This window comes from Glaciecola sp. KUL10 (genome assembly GCF_003203515.1).
Classification (GTDB): Bacteria; Pseudomonadota; Gammaproteobacteria; order Enterobacterales; family Alteromonadaceae; genus Glaciecola.
In genome coordinates, this window is sequence record NZ_BGNG01000006.1 from 139,520 (window position 1) to 158,260 (window position 18,741).

Sequence of the window (18,741 nt, forward strand, 5' to 3'; positions counted from 1 at the left end):
AGGATAATGCAACAGAGTCGTGACAAAGACTCCGTTGGGAGAGAAATGTGAAAGACTTATTAAAGTTTATTAAACAACAAAACAAGACTGAAGAATTTGATAACATCAAAATCGGTCTTGCATCACCAGACATGATCCGATCATGGTCTTTTGGTGAGGTTAAAAAGCCTGAAACAATTAACTATCGTACGTTCAAGCCTGAGCGCGATGGTCTTTTTTGTGCCCGTATTTTCGGCCCTGTTAAAGACTACGAATGTTTATGTGGTAAGTACAAGCGCTTGAAGCATCGCGGTGTTATCTGCGAAAAATGTGGCGTTGAAGTTACCCTGACTAAAGTGCGTCGTGAGCGCATGGGTCATATCGAACTAGCAAGCCCTGTTGCACACATCTGGTTCTTAAAATCATTACCGTCAAGAATCGGTTTGATGTTAGACATGACGCTTCGTGATATCGAACGTGTACTTTACTTTGAATCATACGTAGTGACAGAGCCTGGTCTAACAACACTAGAGCGTTCACAGCTATTAACTGAAGAAGAATACTTAGATTCTTTGGAAGAGCACGGCGACGAGTTTGAAGCAAAAATGGGTGCTGAAGCAGTATTTGAATTGCTTAAAGCACTAGATGTTGACGCTGACGTAGTTGCAATGCGTGAAGAGTTACCAACTATCAACTCTGAAACCAAGCGTAAGAAAATCACTAAGCGTTTGAAGTTACTAGAATCTTTCCAACAATCAGGTAATTCACCTGAGTGGATGATTTTAACCGTATTACCAGTACTACCACCAGAACTACGTCCACTAGTACCACTAGATGGCGGCCGTTTTGCAACGTCTGATTTGAACGATTTGTATCGTCGCGTTATCAACCGTAACAACCGTCTTAAACGTCTTCTAGATCTTGCGGCTCCAGATATTATCGTACGCAACGAAAAGCGTATGCTGCAAGAAGCGGTCGATGCCTTGTTAGACAATGGTCGTCGCGGTCGTGCAATCACAGGTTCAAACAAGCGTCCTTTGAAGTCACTTGCTGACATGATCAAAGGTAAGCAAGGTCGTTTCCGTCAAAACTTACTTGGTAAGCGTGTTGACTATTCAGGCCGTTCTGTAATTACCGTTGGTCCTACACTGCGTTTACATCAGTGTGGTCTTCCTAAGAAAATGGCACTTGAATTATTCAAGCCGTTTATCTACGGAAAGCTAGAAGGTCGCGGTCTTGCAACGACAATTAAAGCGGCTAAGAAATTAGTTGAAAGAGAAGCGCCGGAAGTATGGGACGTGCTTGACGAAGTCATTCGCGAACATCCAGTGTTACTTAACCGTGCACCGACTCTTCACAGACTAGGTATCCAAGCGTTCGAACCAACCCTGATTGAAGGTAAAGCTATTCAATTGCACCCATTAGTATGTGCGGCGTATAACGCTGACTTCGATGGTGACCAAATGGCGGTTCACGTACCATTAACTATCGAAGCTCAGTTAGAGTCTCGCGCGTTAATGATGTCAACAAACAACATTCTTTCTCCAGCAAATGGTGAGCCTATCATCGTTCCTTCACAGGACGTTGTATTAGGTCTTTACTATTTAACACGTGAACGTGTAAATGGTCTGGGCGAAGGCATGGTATTTACTAGCCCACACGAAGCTGAAAAAGCCTATCGCACGGGCAACGCAGAGCTTCATGCTCGCGTAAAAGTACGTATCACAGAATTTGACGTCGCTGAAGACGGCTCTAAAGTTGAAAAAGTTACATTAACTGACACAACTGTTGGTCGTGCTATTTTCTCGTTGATTTTGCCAGAAGGTCTGCCTTTTGAAATCATCAATAAGGCGATGGGTAAAAAGCAAATCTCACAACTATTGAACACTTGTTACCGTGTATTAGGTCTTAAAGACACTGTTATCGCGGCTGACCAAATCATGTATACCGGTTTCCACTATGCGATGATCGCAGGTGCGTCCGTTGGTATCGACGATATGGTTATTCCTGATGCGAAGAAAGAAATTATTGACGCAGCAGAAGCAGAAGTGGTCGAAATTCAAGAACAATTCCAGTCTGGTCTAGTAACGGCTGGTGAGCGTTACAACAAAGTTATTGATATCTGGTCAAATGCCAACGAAGAAGTTGCTAAGGCCATGATGGACAACCTCAAAACAGAAACGGTTAAAAACCGTGACGGTGAGGACGAAGATCAGCAATCATTTAACTCTGTTTACATGATGGCCGACTCTGGTGCTCGTGGTAGCCCAGCTCAAATTCGTCAGTTAGCAGGTATGCGTGGCTTGATGGCAAAACCAGACGGTTCAATCATTGAAACACCTATTACCGCAAACTTCCGTGAAGGTCTAAACGTACTTCAGTACTTTATTTCAACTCACGGTGCTCGTAAAGGTTTGGCCGATACTGCACTTAAAACAGCTAACTCGGGTTATCTAACTCGTCGTCTAGTTGACGTTGCACAAGATTTGGTTATCAACAACGATGATTGTGGCACATTCGAAGGTGTTAAAATGACACCACTTATCGAAGGTGGCGACGTTGTTGAAGCATTGCGCGAACGTGTACTCGGTCGTGTTGTCGCAGAAGATGTATTGAAGCCAGGTACTAACGAAGTATTAGTTGAGCGTAATACGCTACTAGACGAAGGTTTAGTAGACATGCTTGAAGCTAACTCAGTTGACCAAATGATGGTTCGTTCAGTAATCACTTGTGACAATGACTTCGGTGTTTGTGCTAAGTGTTACGGTCGTGACCTAGCGCGTGGACACATGGTAGGTTCTGGTGAATCTGTGGGTGTAATCGCTGCTCAATCAATCGGTGAACCAGGTACACAGTTAACGATGCGTACCTTCCACATCGGTGGTGCGGCATCAAGAGCCTCAGCAGAAAACAGCGTTCAAGTGAAAACAACAGGTACACTGAAGTTCTCTAACGCTAAATTTGTTCGCAATTCAGATGACAAAGTCGTGATCATTTCTCGTTCAACCGAGTTGACGATGATCGATGACCAAGGTCGTGAAAAAGAGCGTTATAAAGTACCTTACGGTGCGGTATTAACGGTTGATGAAGGCGCACAAATTAACGCTGGCGATGTAGTTGCTAACTGGGACCCGCATAGTCACCCAATCGTGACAGAGCGTACATCAAAAATCAGCTTTGCGGATGTTGATGACTCAAACACAGAGATGCAACAAGACGAGTTAACAGGCCTAACGCGTATCGTTGTTAAAGACCTAGCTAAAGCAAATGCAAAAGAGCCTAAGCTAATTCTTGAAAACGAAGAGACTGGTCTACAAGAGATTCGTCTGCCAAGTTTTACAACGATTGAAGCTACAGACGGCATGGTCGCAAAAGAAGGTGACGTATTAGCACGTATTCCACAAGAATCGTCTAAAACTCGTGATATCACGGGTGGTCTACCACGCGTAGCCGACTTGTTTGAAGCACGTAAGCCTAAAGAGCCAGCTATCCTTGCTGAAATCTCGGGTGTGATTGGTTTCGGTAAAGAAACCAAAGGTAAGAAGCGTCTTACTATTACCCCTAAAGATAACTCAGTAAACAACGGTGAAACCTACGAAGAGATGATTCCTAAGTGGCGTCAACTTAACGTGTTTGAAGGTGAATCAGTTGAAAAAGGTGAAGTTATTGCCGATGGTCCTGAGTCTCCACACGACATCTTACGTCTACGTGGTATCAGTGCCGTTGCAAACTACATTGTTAACGAAGTACAAGAAGTTTACCGCCTACAAGGTGTAAAAATTAACGATAAGCACATCGAAGTGGTCATTCGCCAAATGTTGCGTAAGTGTATTATTACTCACGCAGGTGATACTCAATTCCTGGCTGGTGAGCAATTAGAAGTTTCACAAGTTAAGATCGCTAACCGTGAAATGGAGCGTCAAGGCAAAGTACCAGCAGGTTACGAAACACAACTGCTAGGTATTACTAAAGCCTCACTATCAACTGAGTCGTTTATCTCAGCTGCATCGTTCCAAGAAACAACTCGCGTACTAACCGAAGCTGCGGTACAAGGTAAAGAAGATGATTTACGTGGTCTTAAAGAAAACGTTATCGTTGGTCGCCTAATCCCAGCAGGAACTGGTTTCGCTTATCATCAAAAACGCGCTGCGCGCAAAGCTGCTGAGCTAGAGCCAGTAGCAGAGCCGTCAATGGCCGCTGATGATGCTGCACAAGCATTAACAGACGCCTTGAATGCGGGTGATGACGACTAAGTCGTTATAGACTGTCAAAAAACATAAGGGCCATTAATCTGGCCCTTTTTTTTGTCCGATTATTTACTAACTTATCATTGTTATACCCAATGTCCGATAAAAAAAGTGAATAGAATGTAAAAAAAAACTATTGAGGAAGCGCTTACATAGCTGTTATAAGAAGCATAAATTAACAATCTACAAACGAGCTTTATTTATGCAACAGCAAAGTTATAGACTTTTGCCTATAGTAATTGTTTTTTCTGGCGCCATGAGTATCGCAGCTTGCGGTGGCGGTGGTGGTGAAGCCGCAACGCCAACACCCACGCCAACACCCACGCCAACACCCACGCCCACAACACCTCCAACACCAGATCCAGTTAACAATCAAGCGCTTATCAAGCTCAATCAAATTGGCTTTTTACCTGGTTCAGTCAAGTACGCTGCGGTTCCTGAAACTGAAGCAACTGAATTCTCTATAATCAATCAAGCTGATAATTCAGTTGTATTGACGGGAAGCTTAGGCGAATTTAATGAGTGGACGGTCTCTCAAACACATGTCGCGATTACTGATTTCTCTTCAGTCACCGAGCCAGGAAACTATGCTATATCTGTAGATGGCATCGAAAATGATGCAAGCTTTACCGTAGAATCAAACGCGTTTCTTAACATCCACAACGCTGTACTAAAAGCCTACTACTTTAATCGCGCTAGTATTGAGCTCATTGCTGAATATGCTGGAGAGTGGCACCGCCCAGAAGGACACCCTGACACTGAAGTGTTAGTTCATACCTCTGCAGCAGATGAGATCCGTCCCGCAGGCACTATAATTAGCGCTCCAAAAGGTTGGTACGATGCAGGAGACTATAATAAATATGTCGTTAATAGCGGTATCTCTACTTATACACTGATGCTTGCATACCAGCACCATGCTGACTTTTACGCAACAACTGGTTTAAACATTCCCGAATCTAGCAATTCCACACCTGATATTCTTGATGAAATAAAGTGGAATCTAGATTGGATGGCGTCGATGCAAGACCCTAATGATGGAGGTGTCTATCATAAATTAACGACACTAGGTTTCTCAGGGACCGTTATGCCGCATCAAGCTACTGCAACGCGTTATGTCGTGCAAAAAGGTACTGCCGCAACCCTAAACTTCGCTGCGGTTATGGCTATGGCCAGTCGTATTTATTCAGCATTCCCCGAGCATCAAACCGATGCGCAAGCATATCGAAGCGCAGCTGAATTTGCTTGGCAATGGGCTCAAGCAAATCCTAATATCGCCTACCAACAACCGAGTGATGTAAGCACGGGCGAATATGGTGACAGCAAATTTGAAGACGAACGTTTTTGGGCTGCTGTTGAATTGTTTTTACTTACTAATAACACAGACTACTTATCTCAAGTATTCGACGATGCAATGGCGCCTGTGGTTGGAATAAGTATTCCCAATTGGTTTGAGACTGCGGCATTAGGCTACCTAAGTTTATTGAGTGCACCAGAGGGCATACTTAGCAGTGCTCAGGTTACGTCTCTTCGCGATTCAATCATTTCTCTATCTGATCAGATAGTAGAACAAGACGCCAATTCCGCGTATCTCGTTGCAATGACAGATACTGATTTTAATTGGGGAAGTAACTCTGGTGCATTAAATAAAGCGTTACTGACACTCAATGCATATCGATTAACGGGTGATAACAAGTATAAGAATACATCGACTAATCTTGTGGATTATGTTTTGGGAAGAAATCCAACGGATTATTCTTTTGTGACTGGTTTTGGTGTCTTATCTCCTGAAGATCCGCATCATCGTCAATCTTTCTCAGATTCAATCCCAGCGCCAGTTCCTGGTTTTGTTGTTGGGGGACCACATTCAGGTCAGCAAGACGGTTGTAGTTACCCTTCCTCTCTGCCAGCTAGAAGCTATTTGGATGACTGGTGCAGTTATTCTACTAACGAGGTTACGATAAATTGGAATGCGCCTATGGTTTACATACTGGCTGCGCTTCACAATAATCAATAAAGCAAGCTAACTCAAAATAATCTATGCGAATAAAGAGGCTACTCACGAACGTGCTAGCCGCTTTTTAAATCATTTTTAAAAGATTTTGTTTTGCAAGTTTTAGGTCTTCAATTTTACGGTCTATTGCGATAAGCTGGTGTTGCACTGCCTCTTTGAGAAGCGGGCAGTTTGGGTTAGGCGCACTTAGATGAGGAATCGCTTGTTTTATCATTTCTAATTCAAATCCTACCGATTTTGCATACTTGATAAACTTTAGCTCCTTCAGATGTTTCTGAGTGTATACACGATAGTGTTTTGCTGTCCGCTCCGGTGTGCTTATCAGGCCGATCTTTTCATAGTAACGTAGCGTATCTTTCGTAACACATGCTTTGTCTGCGATTTGTTGCGCTCTCATTAGCAGTTTTTCCCAAATATGACCAAAAAGGCTTGACTATGGAGTGTACTCTACAGTTTATACTTCGACTAAATGTTTTGAACATCGAAGCCTTGATTATATGCAAAAAAATAAAATACAAATCTTTACTCAAGACCAACATAAAATCTCCATATGTGAATATTTAGTCCAGGATGCCAAAGCAAACGTCATCGTTGCTGGTGCAACAGGCGTCGCTCAGCGTTTCTATCGCCATTTTGCAGACTATTTAAACAATAATGGTTTCAACGTATTTACCCTTGACTATCGTGGTATCGGCGATTCAGCACCAGACAGTCTCAAGAGCTTCGAAGTGGATTATTTAGACTGGGCAAAACAAGATTTAGCAGCATTGGTCGAACATACAAAGCAATACAACTTACCTTCGTTTCTAGTCGGTCATTCCTACGGCGGACATGCACTTGGTCTATTGCCAAATATCGAAGAAATCAAAGCCGCTTATGTATGTGGAGTTGGTTCAGGTTGGTCTGGTTGGATGCCAACACTAGAGCGTATAAAAGTGAATGTTATGTGGCATTTTTTGGCACCAATATTGGTTCGGCTATATGGTTTTATGGCATGGAGTAGGTTAAATATGGGAGAAGACCTCCCATTAGGCGTTTATAAGCAATGGAAGCATTGGTGTAAATACCCGCATTACTTTTTTGATGACCCAACTATGCCTGAGGTAGCAGGTCTATTCGCCCGATTCAAGAATCGCTTAGTTGCAGTTAATGCTTTGGACGATAAATGGGCACAACCAAGTTCAAGAGATGCTTTTTTTAAAGGCTATTCATCGGCAAAACTTCAAGTGAAAGATATTATTCCAGAAAACTACAAGCTCAAAAGCATTGATCATATGGGCTATTTTTCAAAAAATGCGACCTTGATTTGGGATGATATGCTAACACTGTTTAATAATGAGTTATCTTAACCTTGCTTTGGACTCATTACTTTTGGTTGTTTCAAATGAAACATCGCTACTAATGGGTCACTAAAAAATCGCAATTTGCAGGGTTTTTTCGCGATAAATTCTCTATTGACTCTTGCTCCAAGCACTTGTGTCGCTTGACATCACAAGCATTGATCTATAACATTCCGCGACCCAAATTTGCTATTGGTCGAAATGTAAACAAAGTTTGTTTTACCTTCCGTTTTTAAGTGTTTGAAATAACACGCAAAAAATAAGCAAGATTTGGGTAAACAGAGCAACAAACTGAAATCAGTTTGTAATAACACTCGTGTAGTTTAATTTAACTAAATTAAATGCGAGTTTTTTCTTTTTAATCAGGAGCTAGTTAATGGCAACAGTTAACCAGTTAGTGCGTAAGCCACGTAAGAAGCCGGTAGAGAAATCTAACGTAGCTGCTTTACAAGCTTGCCCACAACGACGTGGTGTATGTACTCGCGTATATACAACCACTCCAAAGAAGCCGAACTCTGCACTACGTAAAGTATGTCGTGTTCGCCTTACAAATGGTTTTGAAGTGTCTTCATACATCGGTGGTGAAGGTCACAACTTACAAGAGCACAGCGTGGTATTAATCCGTGGTGGTCGTGTTAAAGATTTACCAGGTGTACGTTATCACACAGTTCGTGGAACGCTTGATTGTTCAGGTGTTAGCGATCGTAAACAGGCCCGTTCTAAGTACGGCGCTAAAAGGCCTAAGTCTTAACGGTTCTCCGTTAGTAAGGCCAAACTATTTAATTTGAGTTTTGGGTTATACCTGAATTCCACGGAGAATTAAGATGCCAAGAAGAAGAGTCGTAGGTCAACGTAAAATCCTACCAGATCCTAAGTTCGGATCGCAGTTACTTGCAAAGTTCATGAATGTCGTAATGCTCGACGGCAAGAAGTCCACCGCTGAAAAAATCGTTTACGGTGCGCTTGATATTGTTGCTGATAAAACCGGCAAACCACATTTAGACGTGTTTGAAGATGCACTAGAGAACATCCGCCCTACAGTCGAGGTTAAATCTCGTCGTGTTGGTGGTTCTACGTACCAAGTACCAGTAGAAGTTCGTCCAGTTCGTCGTAACGCGCTAGGTATGCGTTGGATGGTTGAAGCTGCACGTAAGCGTGGTGAGAAATCAATGGCAGCAAGACTTGCAGCTGAAATGATGGATGCACAAGACAACAAAGGTAGTGCGGTTAAGAAACGTGAAGACGTTCACCGTATGGCAGAAGCTAACAAAGCATTTGCTCATTACCGTTGGTAGTCAATTAAGTCTTTTGACTTAAGATCTAAGTGGTGATGCATGATGATTCATGCGTCGCCATTTGTACATTTTAAACACGTAAAAATATGCTTAAAAAAATATGTTTAGTCAAACCTGTGAAACAAAAGCAGTGTTTAATAAACAGTAACTGATTGTATTTTTTTAAACACTTAAAAGAGAAAAAAATGCCACGTAATACTCCTATCGAACGATATCGCAATATTGGTATTGTTGCTCACGTTGACGCGGGTAAAACCACAACAACTGAGCGAGTTTTGTTCTACACCGGAATTTCCCACAAAATTGGGGAAGTACATGACGGTGCTGCTACTATGGATTGGATGGAGCAAGAACAAGAACGCGGTATTACAATTACCTCAGCTGCGACTACCTGCTTTTGGCAAGGTATGCAACAGCAGTTCGATCAACACCGAATCAATATTATCGATACGCCAGGGCACGTGGATTTTACCATTGAGGTAGAGCGTTCATTGCGTGTACTAGACGGCGCGGTTGTAGTCTTTTGTGGTTCGTCTGGTGTAGAACCACAGTCAGAGACTGTATGGCGTCAAGCTGATAAGTATCATGTGCCGCGTTTGGTGTTCGTGAATAAAATGGATCGCGCAGGCGCAGATTTTGAACGAGTAGTTAACCAAATCGAAAATCGATTGGGTGCCACTTGTGTCCCGATTCATCTGAATATCGGTGCAGAAGAAGAATTCAAAGGTGTTATTGATCTTATCAAAATGAAATCGATAAATTGGAATGAAGCGGATAAAGGCGCTACATTTACATACGAAGAAATTCCAACTGAACTATTAGATAGAGCTGAAGAACTGAGAACTGAATTAGTTGAAGCTGCAGCTGAAGCTAATGAAGAACTAATGGATAAATACCTTGGTGGTGAAGAGTTAAGCGAAGACGAAATCAAGCTTGGCTTGAGAACTCGCACACTTAATAACGAAATTGTGTTAGCAACTTGTGGCTCAGCGTTCAAAAACAAAGGTGTACAAGCGGTACTAGACGCAGTAATAGAATACTTGCCTGCACCAACTGAAGTCCCTGCGATTAAGGGGATTTTAGATGACAAAAACGAAACTGAAGATACTCGCGAAGCAGACGACAACGCGCCCTTTGCTGCCTTGGCGTTTAAAATAGCCACTGACCCGTTCGTAGGAACCTTAACCTTTTTCCGTTGTTACTCGGGTGTGATCAAAACTGGCGATACAGTTTATAATCCGATCAAAGGTAAAAAAGAGCGCATTGGACGCATTGTGCAAATGCATGCCAATGACCGCGAAGAATTAAAGGAAGTCCGTGCAGGCGATATTGCAGCTGCTATCGGCATGAAAGATGTCACTACAGGTGAAACCTTATGTGACCCCAAACATATTATAACGCTTGAGAAAATGGACTTCCCAGAGCCGGTTATTTCAATCGCAGTAGAGGCTAAATCTGCCGCTGATCAAGATAAAATGGCATTGGCGTTGTCTAAATTGGCTGCCGAAGATCCTTCGTTCCGCGTCAAGACCGATGAAGAGTCTGGACAAACGATTATTTCTGGTATGGGTGAGCTACATTTAGATATTATCGTGGATCGCATGAAGCGAGAATTTAATGTTGCGTGCAACGTGGGTAATCCTCAGGTTTCTTATCGCGAAACGATTCGCTCGGCTGTTGAAGCCGAAGGCAAATTTGTGCGTCAATCGGGTGGCAAAGGCCAATATGGGCATGTTTGCTTGAAGGTAGAGCCTAACGAAGAAGGCGCAGGCTACGAATTTGTGAACGAAATTGTGGGCGGTGCTGTGCCCAAAGAATTCATCCCTGCAGTAGATAAAGGGCTTGAAGAACAAATGCTTAACGGCGTGCTAGCAGGCTATCCTGTGCTCGACGTAAAGGTAACTTTATTCGATGGTTCATACCACGATGTTGACTCTTCTGAAATGGCGTTTAAAATTGCCGCTTCAATGGGTCTTAAGAAAGGGATGGCAGAAGCTAATCCTGTGTTACTTGAACCCACTATGAAGGTTGAAGTAACAACTCCCGAAGATTGGATGGGTGATGTTGTAGGTGACCTTAACCGTCGTCGTGGAATGATTGAAGGTATGGAAGAGGGCGTGGCAGGCATCAAGATTGTGCGTGCTAAAGTACCACTTTCAGAAATGTTTGGATATGCCACCGATTTGCGTTCAGCAACGCAGGGTCGTGCGTCATACTCAATGGAATTCGATAAATATGCTGAGGCACCGAGCAACGTTGCGAAAGCTATTATCGATGTCCGTATGTAAACAATTTATTTATTAACTTAGAGTTCAATTCACCAATATTGGTTGAATACTATACTTAGGAAGCGAGAAAAATGGCAAAAGAGAAGTTTGAACGTACGAAACCGCACGTCAACGTTGGTACTATCGGTCACGTTGACCACGGTAAAACAACCCTAACTGCAGCGATCACTACTGTACTGGCAAAGACATACGGTGGCGCAGCTCAAGCATTCGACCAAATCGATAACGCTCCAGAAGAGCGTGAGCGTGGTATCACAATCGCAACGTCTCACGTTGAGTACGATACTCCGACTCGTCACTATGCACACGTTGACTGCCCAGGCCACGCCGATTACGTTAAAAACATGATCACGGGTGCTGCGCAAATGGACGGCGGTATCTTAGTTGTTGCGGCAACTGACGGCCCTATGCCACAAACACGTGAGCACATCTTGTTAGGTCGCCAAGTTGGTATTCCTTACATGATCGTATTCATGAACAAATGTGACATGGTTGACGACGAAGAACTACTAGAATTAGTAGAAATGGAAGTTCGTGAGCTATTAACAGAATATGAATTCCCAGGTGATGACTTGCCAGTTATCCAAGGTTCTGCACTTAAAGCCCTAGAAGGCGAAGCAGAATGGGAAGCTAAGATTGTTGAGCTAGGCGAAGCATTAGATTCATACATCCCAGAGCCAGAGCGTGACATCGACAAGCCATTCATCCTACCAATTGAAGATGTATTCTCAATTTCAGGTCGTGGTACTGTTGTAACAGGCCGTGTTGAGCAAGGTATTGTTAAAGTAGGTGAAGAAGTAGAAATCGTTGGTATCAAAGATACAACTAAGACGACTTGTACAGGTGTTGAAATGTTCCGTAAGCTTCTAGACGAAGGCCGTGCGGGCGAGAACGTTGGTGTACTACTACGTGGTACTAAGCGTGAAGAAGTAGAGCGTGGTCAAGTATTGGCTAAGCCTGGTTCAATCAACCCACACACACAGTTTGAAGCTGAAGTATACGTACTAAGCAAAGACGAAGGTGGCCGTCATACTCCATTCTTCAAAGGCTATCGTCCACAGTTCTACTTCCGTACAACTGACGTAACAGGTGCGGTAGAGTTACCAGAAGGCGTAGAAATGGTTATGCCTGGTGACAACTTGAAATTCAAAGTTGAATTGATTGCCCCAATCGCGATGGACGAAGGTTTACGCTTCGCAATCCGTGAAGGTGGTCGTACAGTAGGTGCAGGTGTTGTAGCGAAAATCATCGCTTAATCACTGTCTTACAGACGAATAAAAAAACGGCGCTCTATGAGCGCCGTTTTTGTTTGTACAGTAATCACTATAAGCTACGAAGAATAGTCATTCCCGCGCATGCGGGAACCTCCTTGGAACAACGCGATTTAAAAACATCCACCCCGCACTGCGTAAGCCATTTTCTTATTCGGGAATTAAATCGTCCAGCTCTCCGTTTTTTCGCATCTTTTGTAAAGTGGCATCAAATTGCTTTTTGTACGCCGAAATAACTTGTGCATCTTTTGACTCTGAATTGAAACCAACGAATGCATTGTCTTTTTTAAAGGACATTGCAACGTATGGCATTGAACTGCTATCTTTTGCTGTGTTGGTATGTTTATTTAGCATGTAGTTATAAGACATCCGTTCAAAGATAGCGCAGTCAACGTTTCCCTGAGCAGTCATTTTAAATGCTGTCTCGATATTAGGGGCTTCAAAGAAATTAACAACATCTGTAAAGTCTTTATTTCTTGGGTTGTAATTCAACCAACCATCATAGTCTGCGATATTAACGATGAGCATATTTGCAAAGTCACGTGGAAACACCTCAAATTTAGTGCCACGGTGCTTAGCGGCGCAAATAAACACGATTTCTTCTTCAAAGATTGGTTCGCTATAGTGAGTGAGCCAAGGTCTCTTTTCCGTAAGTTTATAAGTGCCAACCAGACCGTGAGCTGTTCCAGTTTCTACATCGGAAAGAGCTTCGTTCCAGCGCTTTGCCACAACTTTGGTCTCAAAGGTAACTATTTGTGAAGCGACCCTAGTTACTATTTCGGTGTATAAGCCTTTTGGTGTGTCTTCTTCTAAATACATATAAGGATAAAAGGCATCATCTACGGTTAAGATAATCTCTTGTTTTGGAGGCTTTGTGCATGCATTGATAAGTAATATGGCCATCAAGATGGCGGCCAATCGTTGAGTGCTTTGTATAAGCATGAACGGTCCTTATAAATTACTTAAGTTATTCTTCGAATCCTGTTAGATTGTCATTAAAGCACAAAAAGTAAGCATAATCACTCAGGGGAAGACGGTTAGATGTTGAGTAAGGATACAACAGTACTGACGCTTTTTTCAGCCGTGCTATTTTTTTTGTCGGTTAACCTTCATGCTCAGCCAAAGACATTGAAAATATGGGAGAAAAACGAGCAATTACCAGCAACTTTTGAATTTATTGAGCTAGCTCTTAGCAAAGCGGAAGAGAAGTACGGTAAATATGTCATCAGCACTGTGTCTGCAGATAGTGTAGACCAAGCCTTTGAGTTGCTCAATACACCCGAAGCATTGGACGTTATAGTGTCTGGGGTAGAAGCACATAGGGAGACACAAGCTTATCCTATCTATATTCCACTAGACAGAGGTTTGCTCGGTTTTCGAGTTTGCCTTATTCAGAATGGGAATTCAGAACAATTTAATTCCTTGAGTACGGCTATTGAATTTCAAGAACATAACATTTCAATTTTTGTGAACAGTGCATGGCCAGATAACCATATCTACAGAGAAAATGGATTTAATGTTGAAGGGTTTAAAAACGTTCCTGAGCTTACTAACGCGCTGTCAAAAGTTGGAAACGCTTGCTTTTCGCGGAGCCTTATCGAAATTGATTCTGATGCACTTCGTTTTTCAGAACTAGATATTGAACCAAATATTGCTTTTATTTATCCGCTAGCTGATATTGTTTATGTCAACAAGTCGAACAAGCAACTGCAGATGGCATTAGAATTCGGCTTAAAAAAAGCGGTCAGCGACCAATCTTTTTTTCGCTTGTTCAACAAACACTATGAAAAGGTATTACAAAAACACTCATTCTATTTCCGTAAGATGTTTTTGATGCGCAATACCGATATTTCGTCAGAGGCGCTCGATGCGATTAATAAATACGGCATTGCTAGTTTTAATAAGCAGAGCAAAATAGATGATTAGGTCAATATATATTTTTTGGGCTTTTACGCTTTCATCTTATGCTTATGCGGAGACTGAAGCTTTGGTTTGGTATAAAAGCTACGATTCGGAATATATCAACACAATGCTCACTAGAGCACTTGAAGTGTCAAAAAATGCGGAATACACCTTTGTTCGATCAGATGAGATTGAGGAAGGAAGGGCGTTTGCTAATTTGATCGACGAGACTGGCGTTGATATCCTCGTTGCGGGTGCTGATTCAGTAAAAGAAGCCTATTTGGCTCCAATTTATGTGCCTCTTGATAAAGGCTTACTAGGTTTTCGTGTTTGCTTAGCCGCACCAAATAATTTGCTCCGATTATCTGATATTCAATCCTTATCTGATATTCAGCAAATGAAAATCTCTATGGGATCTGGGCAGCACTGGGCGGATACCCCGATATTGTTGCAAAATGAAGTGTTTGTTGTCAGCACGCCCATATTTTCTGACCTTTTTAAAATGGCAGCGAATGAGCGTTTTGATTGCCTTCCAAGAGGTTTACTTGAATTAGATGAGGATCTCTCGCGGTTTAAACACGAACGACTTGTGGTTGAACGCTCCTTCGCCTTAGTGTACCCCTTGGGTTTATTTGTATTTGTGAATAAATTAAAACCTCAGCTTAAAGCCGATATTGAAGATGGTTTAGCAATATTGCTAGAAAGTGGAGAGTTCGATGATATTTTTTATCAATATTATGCAAATGCAGTGGACAAGCATGGTTTATACAATCGCAAAATAATTTTTTTAGAAAATGACGCAATGTCAGATAAACTTATTGATACCATCAATCAATTTGGCGTAATTAGCTTTATAAAATAAGATATTCCTTTGCCTTTTGTCTATTAGCAATTGACGATACTTGCCGATACTCTCTATGAGTAAGTGCTTATGGTTATTCATTACATCTCATAAACTTTGCAAGCGCTAAACACGTATTTTCAATTATCTATAAGAGATCGCAAGCAGGTATAGATGAGTAAACAAAAACAGATTGATTTGACAAAAAAGAAGACGCTAAAGGTTCCTAAAAAAAAGCAACAACTATATACCGGTATCAATTCAATCTTTGGCCTAATTGCACTTATTGCATTGTGTAATGCATTGTACTCTGCTTATCGATTATTGGCATATGAACCGGAACCTCATGTGCATGATGCTCTGATGTCTACATTTATTAAAAGTTTGTATTATCCAGTCTTTTTTTTGGTTGGTTATCTGATGAGCCGTCGAGCATTTACCACAAAACGATTTCAAACTGGAATATGGTTAGCCTTCATTGTTCCGCTTATACCCGTCTTATTTATCGCTCTTTCTGCAAATTCCTAAGTAATTTAATAACTTATCCAATAACTAAGATTTCATGTGTTTCTTGACGCAGAAGTTGACTTATTCTTGTACGTTTTAACCTACAAAGGTGTAAGACTTTTTCTTTTATAGGTCTAAGAAAACATACCTAGGTATTGAAAAAAACAACTAACTTACGTATAACTATACACAGATTGATAAGTGCCGTATGAGTCTTTTAGGCTCGACTTAACGACTTATCGGAGCACATTACAGGGAGTTCGAGACAACCTGTTTATAATAATAAGAGTCACCTAAGGGATTGAGATGTTTTTAACAATCAGTATGTTGTCTAGGGTAGTTGTTTTTTGTTTAGCATTGTTTTACGCATCTGTTATTTCTGAATTTATTTCACCGAGTTTAATTCCGAGTTTTCCACCAATTGATGCACAGGCGCTTGCAGTAAGTGCAGTTGTCGGAGTTGTTTGTTATTTTTTATTTTTTAAAGCAAAGTTGTAGTCGAATATAGTCTAAGTGTGACCTCTGCACCTACTTGTTCAAAGGTTTTAGCTTTTTTCGACTTTACGATTAAACTCACAGCTTCTATTTTTTGTATTTAACTTTTCTGTCTGCGACTGTTTGGTGCTAAACTTAAGTCCAACAAAGGACTTAGTTAGACTTTCATGGTTTTATTATTTATTTATGTCTTCATTGCATTAGGCTTTTCATTTATATGTTCTATTGCAGAAGCGGTTATACTCAGTGTGTCTCAAGCTTATATTTCTCTGCTAGAGAAAGAAAAGAAGCCTTCAGGTAAGCTGTTATCAGAGCTAACAGGTGATATCAATAAGCCCCTATCAGCAATTCTAACGCTCAATACAATCGCGCACACAATGGGCGCAGCTGGGGCAGGAGCGCAGGCGGCGCGTGTCTTTGGTGATGCATATTTGGGACTGATTTCTGCTGTATTGACGTTCTTGATTTTGGTGTTTTCAGAAATTATCCCCAAAACATTAGGGGCCACCTATTGGAAGCAATTAGCACCAGTTACTGCATTTTTCTTAAAATACCTTATCTTAGCGCTTTATCCCTTTGTCAAAATGTCTCAAAAAATGACCAGTGGCTTTACCGAAGAGAGCCCACTCAAAGGTCTCAGCCGAAGTGAGTTATTAGCAATGGCCGAACTTTCAGGCCAAGAAGGTCAACTCGCGCAAAGAGAGTCTCGCTTTCTAAAAAACTTGCTTCAGTTACATGAGCGCACCATTAAAGACGCGATGACCCACCGTACAGTTGTTTACTCAATTCCTGAAACAATGACTGTTGCTGAATTTGTAAGCGAAAAAGCGGATACGCAATTTTCAAGAATTCCTATCTTCGAAGCGGGTAACAGTGAGAACATTACGGGTTATGTAATGAAGTCTGAATTATTGTTAGCAAACGCAAATGATGCTGGCGATAAACCCGTGTCTGAATTCAGCAAATCAATGACCACATTGCTAAGTTCAATGCCATTATCCAGTACTTTCGATCACTTTTTGAATTCACGTGAACATATGCTGTTAGCAGTTGATGAATATGGTGGTTTAGAAGGCATCCTAACGTTAGAAGACTTACTAGAAAGCTTATTGGGTATCGAAATTGTTGATGAAAGCGATACTAACGTCAGCATGAAACAGCTTGCCAAAGTGATGTGGAAGCGTCGCGAAAAACGTATGCTGGATAAAAACAAGGCTTAATAGCCTTGTTTGTCTTAAATCTACAGTCATTGCTAATGCAAACATCGCCATTGCCATAAAAATGGCAATCTCCTTGGAACATCACAATCCTCACTAGTATCACTCACTCAATAGGCTGATTCACGAGATTCCTTTCTGCAAAGGAATGACGGTGTTTCTTCAAAGGAATGGCGGGATATTATTGACAATAAGCGTTCAAGAATATCTATCAGATAATCTACCAACTTCAAGACTATTCTAAAAAATAGAAAGATAACCTCTATTTTTAGCGATTTTCATTTCATTAGATTCAAGTAAAGTGTCTCTCAACGAAACGGCAATCACTGCCAATACTTTTAATTAGCAAATTTGAGGATACTGATTATGAAAACACTAATTCAACAACACGCATTTGTCGCTAACGAATCATTCGCACCTTTAGCACTAAGAATTGCAGCTGGTATTATTTTTATGGCCCACGGAGCTCAGAAACTTTTTGGCTGGTTTGGTGGCTATGGTCTCGAAGGGACCGGTCAGTGGATGGCATCTATCGGTTTAGAGCCTGGATACTTTATGGCGCTTATGGCAGGCAGTGCAGAGTTCTTTGGTGGCTTATTCCTATTACTGGGTTTACTGACACGTGCCACGTCGACTGTGCTAGCGTTCACCATGGTTGTGGCGATCGCTGCGGTACACTTACCAAATGGTTTATTTATGTCGAATAACGGTTATGAGTTTGGATTAGCACTAATGGTGATTTCCATATCAACCGCTATCTCAGGAGCAGGTAAGCTTTCAATTGATAATATTTTGAACGCTCGTTTTAAATAAAGTAAGCAAGATGTTTGATAAAAACGGCGCTTTAGAGGCGTCGTTTTTATTTTACTTACTTAGATCATACTTTCCCAAGCCTTCTTATGCTGAAAGTAATTTGCTTTAAGTTGGCCTGTCACTTCTTCGTTATCCCGCAAATCCTCAGGGATCTCGCATAGTATTCGCCAGTGATTAAGTGTGTTGGTTGCCGCCGCACAAAGCTGAGCAATACTTGCATTCGCCTGTTTATTTTCGGAAATAATAACACTAGTGGTCTGATGTAAATTTTGCAAAGGCGTATCAACGAGTGATACTAAGTTTGATGTTACTTCAAAATCACGAAGTAGTTGTTGAAAGTTTTCATCTTCACTTTCAACGTCGTAACCATTTTCTTGAACAGATTGCATCACCGCATGCGCATAACTCATCGTATCGAAGGTTGATAAGTGCAGTTGCTCAAAAAGCGTCTCTTTTGCTTGTAGCCTAGGATCTATAAATTTTTCATTCACGTTAGTTTTTATCCGTCTTAAGCGAGAAACATGCCCAATATTCA

Annotated in this window: 15 protein-coding genes; 12 read left to right on the top strand and 3 right to left on the bottom strand. The window is 41.6% G+C overall.

Going from position 1 to position 18,741, the window contains the following annotated elements; genetic code table 11:
- The first annotated feature begins 47 nt into the window (after nucleotides 1-47).
- Together rpoC and KUL10_RS11785 are read left to right on the top strand one after the other, a co-directional pair.
- Nucleotides 48-4,232 (top strand): DNA-directed RNA polymerase subunit beta', encoded by a 4,185-nt coding sequence (gene rpoC / locus KUL10_RS11780; RefSeq protein WP_110429131.1) that lies wholly within the window; start codon nucleotides 48-50, stop codon nucleotides 4,230-4,232.
- Nucleotides 4,233-4,428: 196 nt separating this feature from the next.
- Nucleotides 4,429-6,240, top strand: a complete 1,812-nt coding sequence (locus tag KUL10_RS11785; protein WP_199509228.1) for a glycoside hydrolase family 9 protein — start codon at nucleotides 4,429-4,431, stop codon at nucleotides 6,238-6,240.
- A gap of 64 nt (nucleotides 6,241-6,304) precedes the next feature.
- Here the strand turns inward: KUL10_RS11785 and KUL10_RS11790 are convergent, their stop codons facing one another.
- Nucleotides 6,305-6,634 (bottom strand): MerR family transcriptional regulator, encoded by a 330-nt coding sequence (locus KUL10_RS11790; RefSeq protein ID WP_110429132.1) that lies wholly within the window; start codon nucleotides 6,632-6,634, stop codon nucleotides 6,305-6,307.
- A gap of 100 nt (nucleotides 6,635-6,734) precedes the next feature.
- On the opposite strand from KUL10_RS11790, the gene KUL10_RS11795 reads away from it, so the two are divergent.
- The 5 genes from KUL10_RS11795 to tuf all read left to right on the top strand — a co-directional run bounded on the left by KUL10_RS11795 (nucleotide 6,735) and on the right by tuf (nucleotide 12,416).
- Entirely contained in the window at nucleotides 6,735-7,586 is an 852-nt protein-coding gene (locus KUL10_RS11795) for an alpha/beta fold hydrolase (protein ID WP_110429133.1), read from the top strand.
- Between the two features lie 367 nt (nucleotides 7,587-7,953).
- Nucleotides 7,954-8,328: a 30S ribosomal protein S12 gene (gene rpsL, locus KUL10_RS11800; RefSeq protein WP_110429134.1), complete on the top strand. Its 375-nt coding sequence runs from the start codon at nucleotides 7,954-7,956 to the stop codon at nucleotides 8,326-8,328.
- 73 nt (nucleotides 8,329-8,401) lie between these two features.
- Complete coding sequence (gene rpsG / locus KUL10_RS11805) at nucleotides 8,402-8,872, top strand: 30S ribosomal protein S7 (protein WP_110429135.1); 471 nt, start codon at nucleotides 8,402-8,404, stop codon at nucleotides 8,870-8,872.
- Nucleotides 8,873-9,057: 185 nt separating this feature from the next.
- Nucleotides 9,058-11,160, top strand: a complete 2,103-nt coding sequence (gene fusA / locus KUL10_RS11810; protein ID WP_110429136.1) for an elongation factor G — start codon at nucleotides 9,058-9,060, stop codon at nucleotides 11,158-11,160.
- A 71-nt stretch (nucleotides 11,161-11,231) separates the two neighbouring features.
- A complete protein-coding gene (tuf, locus tag KUL10_RS11815; RefSeq protein WP_110429137.1) occupies nucleotides 11,232-12,416 on the top strand; it encodes an elongation factor Tu in 1,185 nt (394 codons plus the stop codon).
- 165 nt (nucleotides 12,417-12,581) lie between these two features.
- On the opposite strand, the gene KUL10_RS11820 is transcribed toward tuf, so the two are convergent.
- Nucleotides 12,582-13,373 carry an ABC transporter substrate-binding protein gene (locus KUL10_RS11820; protein WP_110429138.1) on the bottom strand — a complete coding sequence of 264 codons (792 nt, stop codon included), beginning with the start codon at nucleotides 13,371-13,373 and terminating at the stop codon, nucleotides 12,582-12,584.
- A gap of 99 nt (nucleotides 13,374-13,472) precedes the next feature.
- Here KUL10_RS11820 and KUL10_RS11825 point away from each other — a divergent pair, with 99 nt between their 5' ends.
- The 5 genes from KUL10_RS11825 to KUL10_RS11850 all read left to right on the top strand — a co-directional run bounded on the left by KUL10_RS11825 (nucleotide 13,473) and on the right by KUL10_RS11850 (nucleotide 18,206).
- Entirely contained in the window at nucleotides 13,473-14,357 is an 885-nt protein-coding gene (locus KUL10_RS11825) for a hypothetical protein (protein ID WP_110429139.1), read from the top strand.
- Nucleotides 14,350-15,195, top strand: coding sequence for a hypothetical protein (locus KUL10_RS11830; RefSeq protein ID WP_110429140.1), 846 nt, complete (start codon nucleotides 14,350-14,352; stop codon nucleotides 15,193-15,195). The genes KUL10_RS11825 and KUL10_RS11830 overlap by 8 nt, the downstream gene beginning before the upstream one ends.
- A 153-nt stretch (nucleotides 15,196-15,348) precedes the next feature.
- Nucleotides 15,349-15,702, top strand: coding sequence for a hypothetical protein (locus KUL10_RS11835; protein ID WP_110429141.1), 354 nt, complete (start codon nucleotides 15,349-15,351; stop codon nucleotides 15,700-15,702).
- A gap of 641 nt (nucleotides 15,703-16,343) precedes the next feature.
- Nucleotides 16,344-17,396, top strand: a complete 1,053-nt coding sequence (locus tag KUL10_RS11845) for a CNNM domain-containing protein (RefSeq protein ID WP_110429143.1) — start codon at nucleotides 16,344-16,346, stop codon at nucleotides 17,394-17,396.
- Nucleotides 17,397-17,759: 363 nt separating this feature from the next.
- Nucleotides 17,760-18,206, top strand: a complete 447-nt coding sequence (locus KUL10_RS11850) for a DoxX family protein (RefSeq protein WP_110429144.1) — start codon at nucleotides 17,760-17,762, stop codon at nucleotides 18,204-18,206.
- 59 nt (nucleotides 18,207-18,265) lie between these two features.
- Here KUL10_RS11850 and KUL10_RS11855 read toward each other — a convergent pair whose 3' ends face one another.
- Nucleotides 18,266-18,697, bottom strand: a complete 432-nt coding sequence (locus KUL10_RS11855) for a hypothetical protein (protein WP_110429145.1) — start codon at nucleotides 18,695-18,697, stop codon at nucleotides 18,266-18,268.
- Nucleotides 18,698-18,741: the final 44 nt, after the last annotated feature.

Excerpts from the sequence above, each read along its gene's own strand:
- KUL10_RS11785 (WP_199509228.1), top strand. The coding sequence starts at position 4,429 with ATGCAACAGCAAAGTTATAGACTTTTGCCTATAGTAATTGTTTTTTCT.
- KUL10_RS11790 (WP_110429132.1), bottom strand. The coding sequence starts at position 6,634 with ATGAGAGCGCAACAAATCGCAGACAAAGCATGTGTTACGAAAGATACG.
- KUL10_RS11795 (WP_110429133.1), top strand. The coding sequence starts at position 6,735 with ATGCAAAAAAATAAAATACAAATCTTTACTCAAGACCAACATAAAATC.
- rpsL (WP_110429134.1), top strand. The coding sequence starts at position 7,954 with ATGGCAACAGTTAACCAGTTAGTGCGTAAGCCACGTAAGAAGCCGGTA.
- rpsG (WP_110429135.1), top strand. The coding sequence starts at position 8,402 with ATGCCAAGAAGAAGAGTCGTAGGTCAACGTAAAATCCTACCAGATCCT.
- fusA (WP_110429136.1), top strand. The coding sequence starts at position 9,058 with ATGCCACGTAATACTCCTATCGAACGATATCGCAATATTGGTATTGTT.
- tuf (WP_110429137.1), top strand. The coding sequence starts at position 11,232 with ATGGCAAAAGAGAAGTTTGAACGTACGAAACCGCACGTCAACGTTGGT.
- KUL10_RS11820 (WP_110429138.1), bottom strand. The coding sequence starts at position 13,373 with ATGCTTATACAAAGCACTCAACGATTGGCCGCCATCTTGATGGCCATA.
- KUL10_RS11825 (WP_110429139.1), top strand. The coding sequence starts at position 13,473 with ATGTTGAGTAAGGATACAACAGTACTGACGCTTTTTTCAGCCGTGCTA.
- KUL10_RS11830 (WP_110429140.1), top strand. The coding sequence starts at position 14,350 with ATGATTAGGTCAATATATATTTTTTGGGCTTTTACGCTTTCATCTTAT.
- KUL10_RS11835 (WP_110429141.1), top strand. The coding sequence starts at position 15,349 with ATGAGTAAACAAAAACAGATTGATTTGACAAAAAAGAAGACGCTAAAG.
- KUL10_RS11845 (WP_110429143.1), top strand. The coding sequence starts at position 16,344 with ATGGTTTTATTATTTATTTATGTCTTCATTGCATTAGGCTTTTCATTT.
- KUL10_RS11850 (WP_110429144.1), top strand. The coding sequence starts at position 17,760 with ATGAAAACACTAATTCAACAACACGCATTTGTCGCTAACGAATCATTC.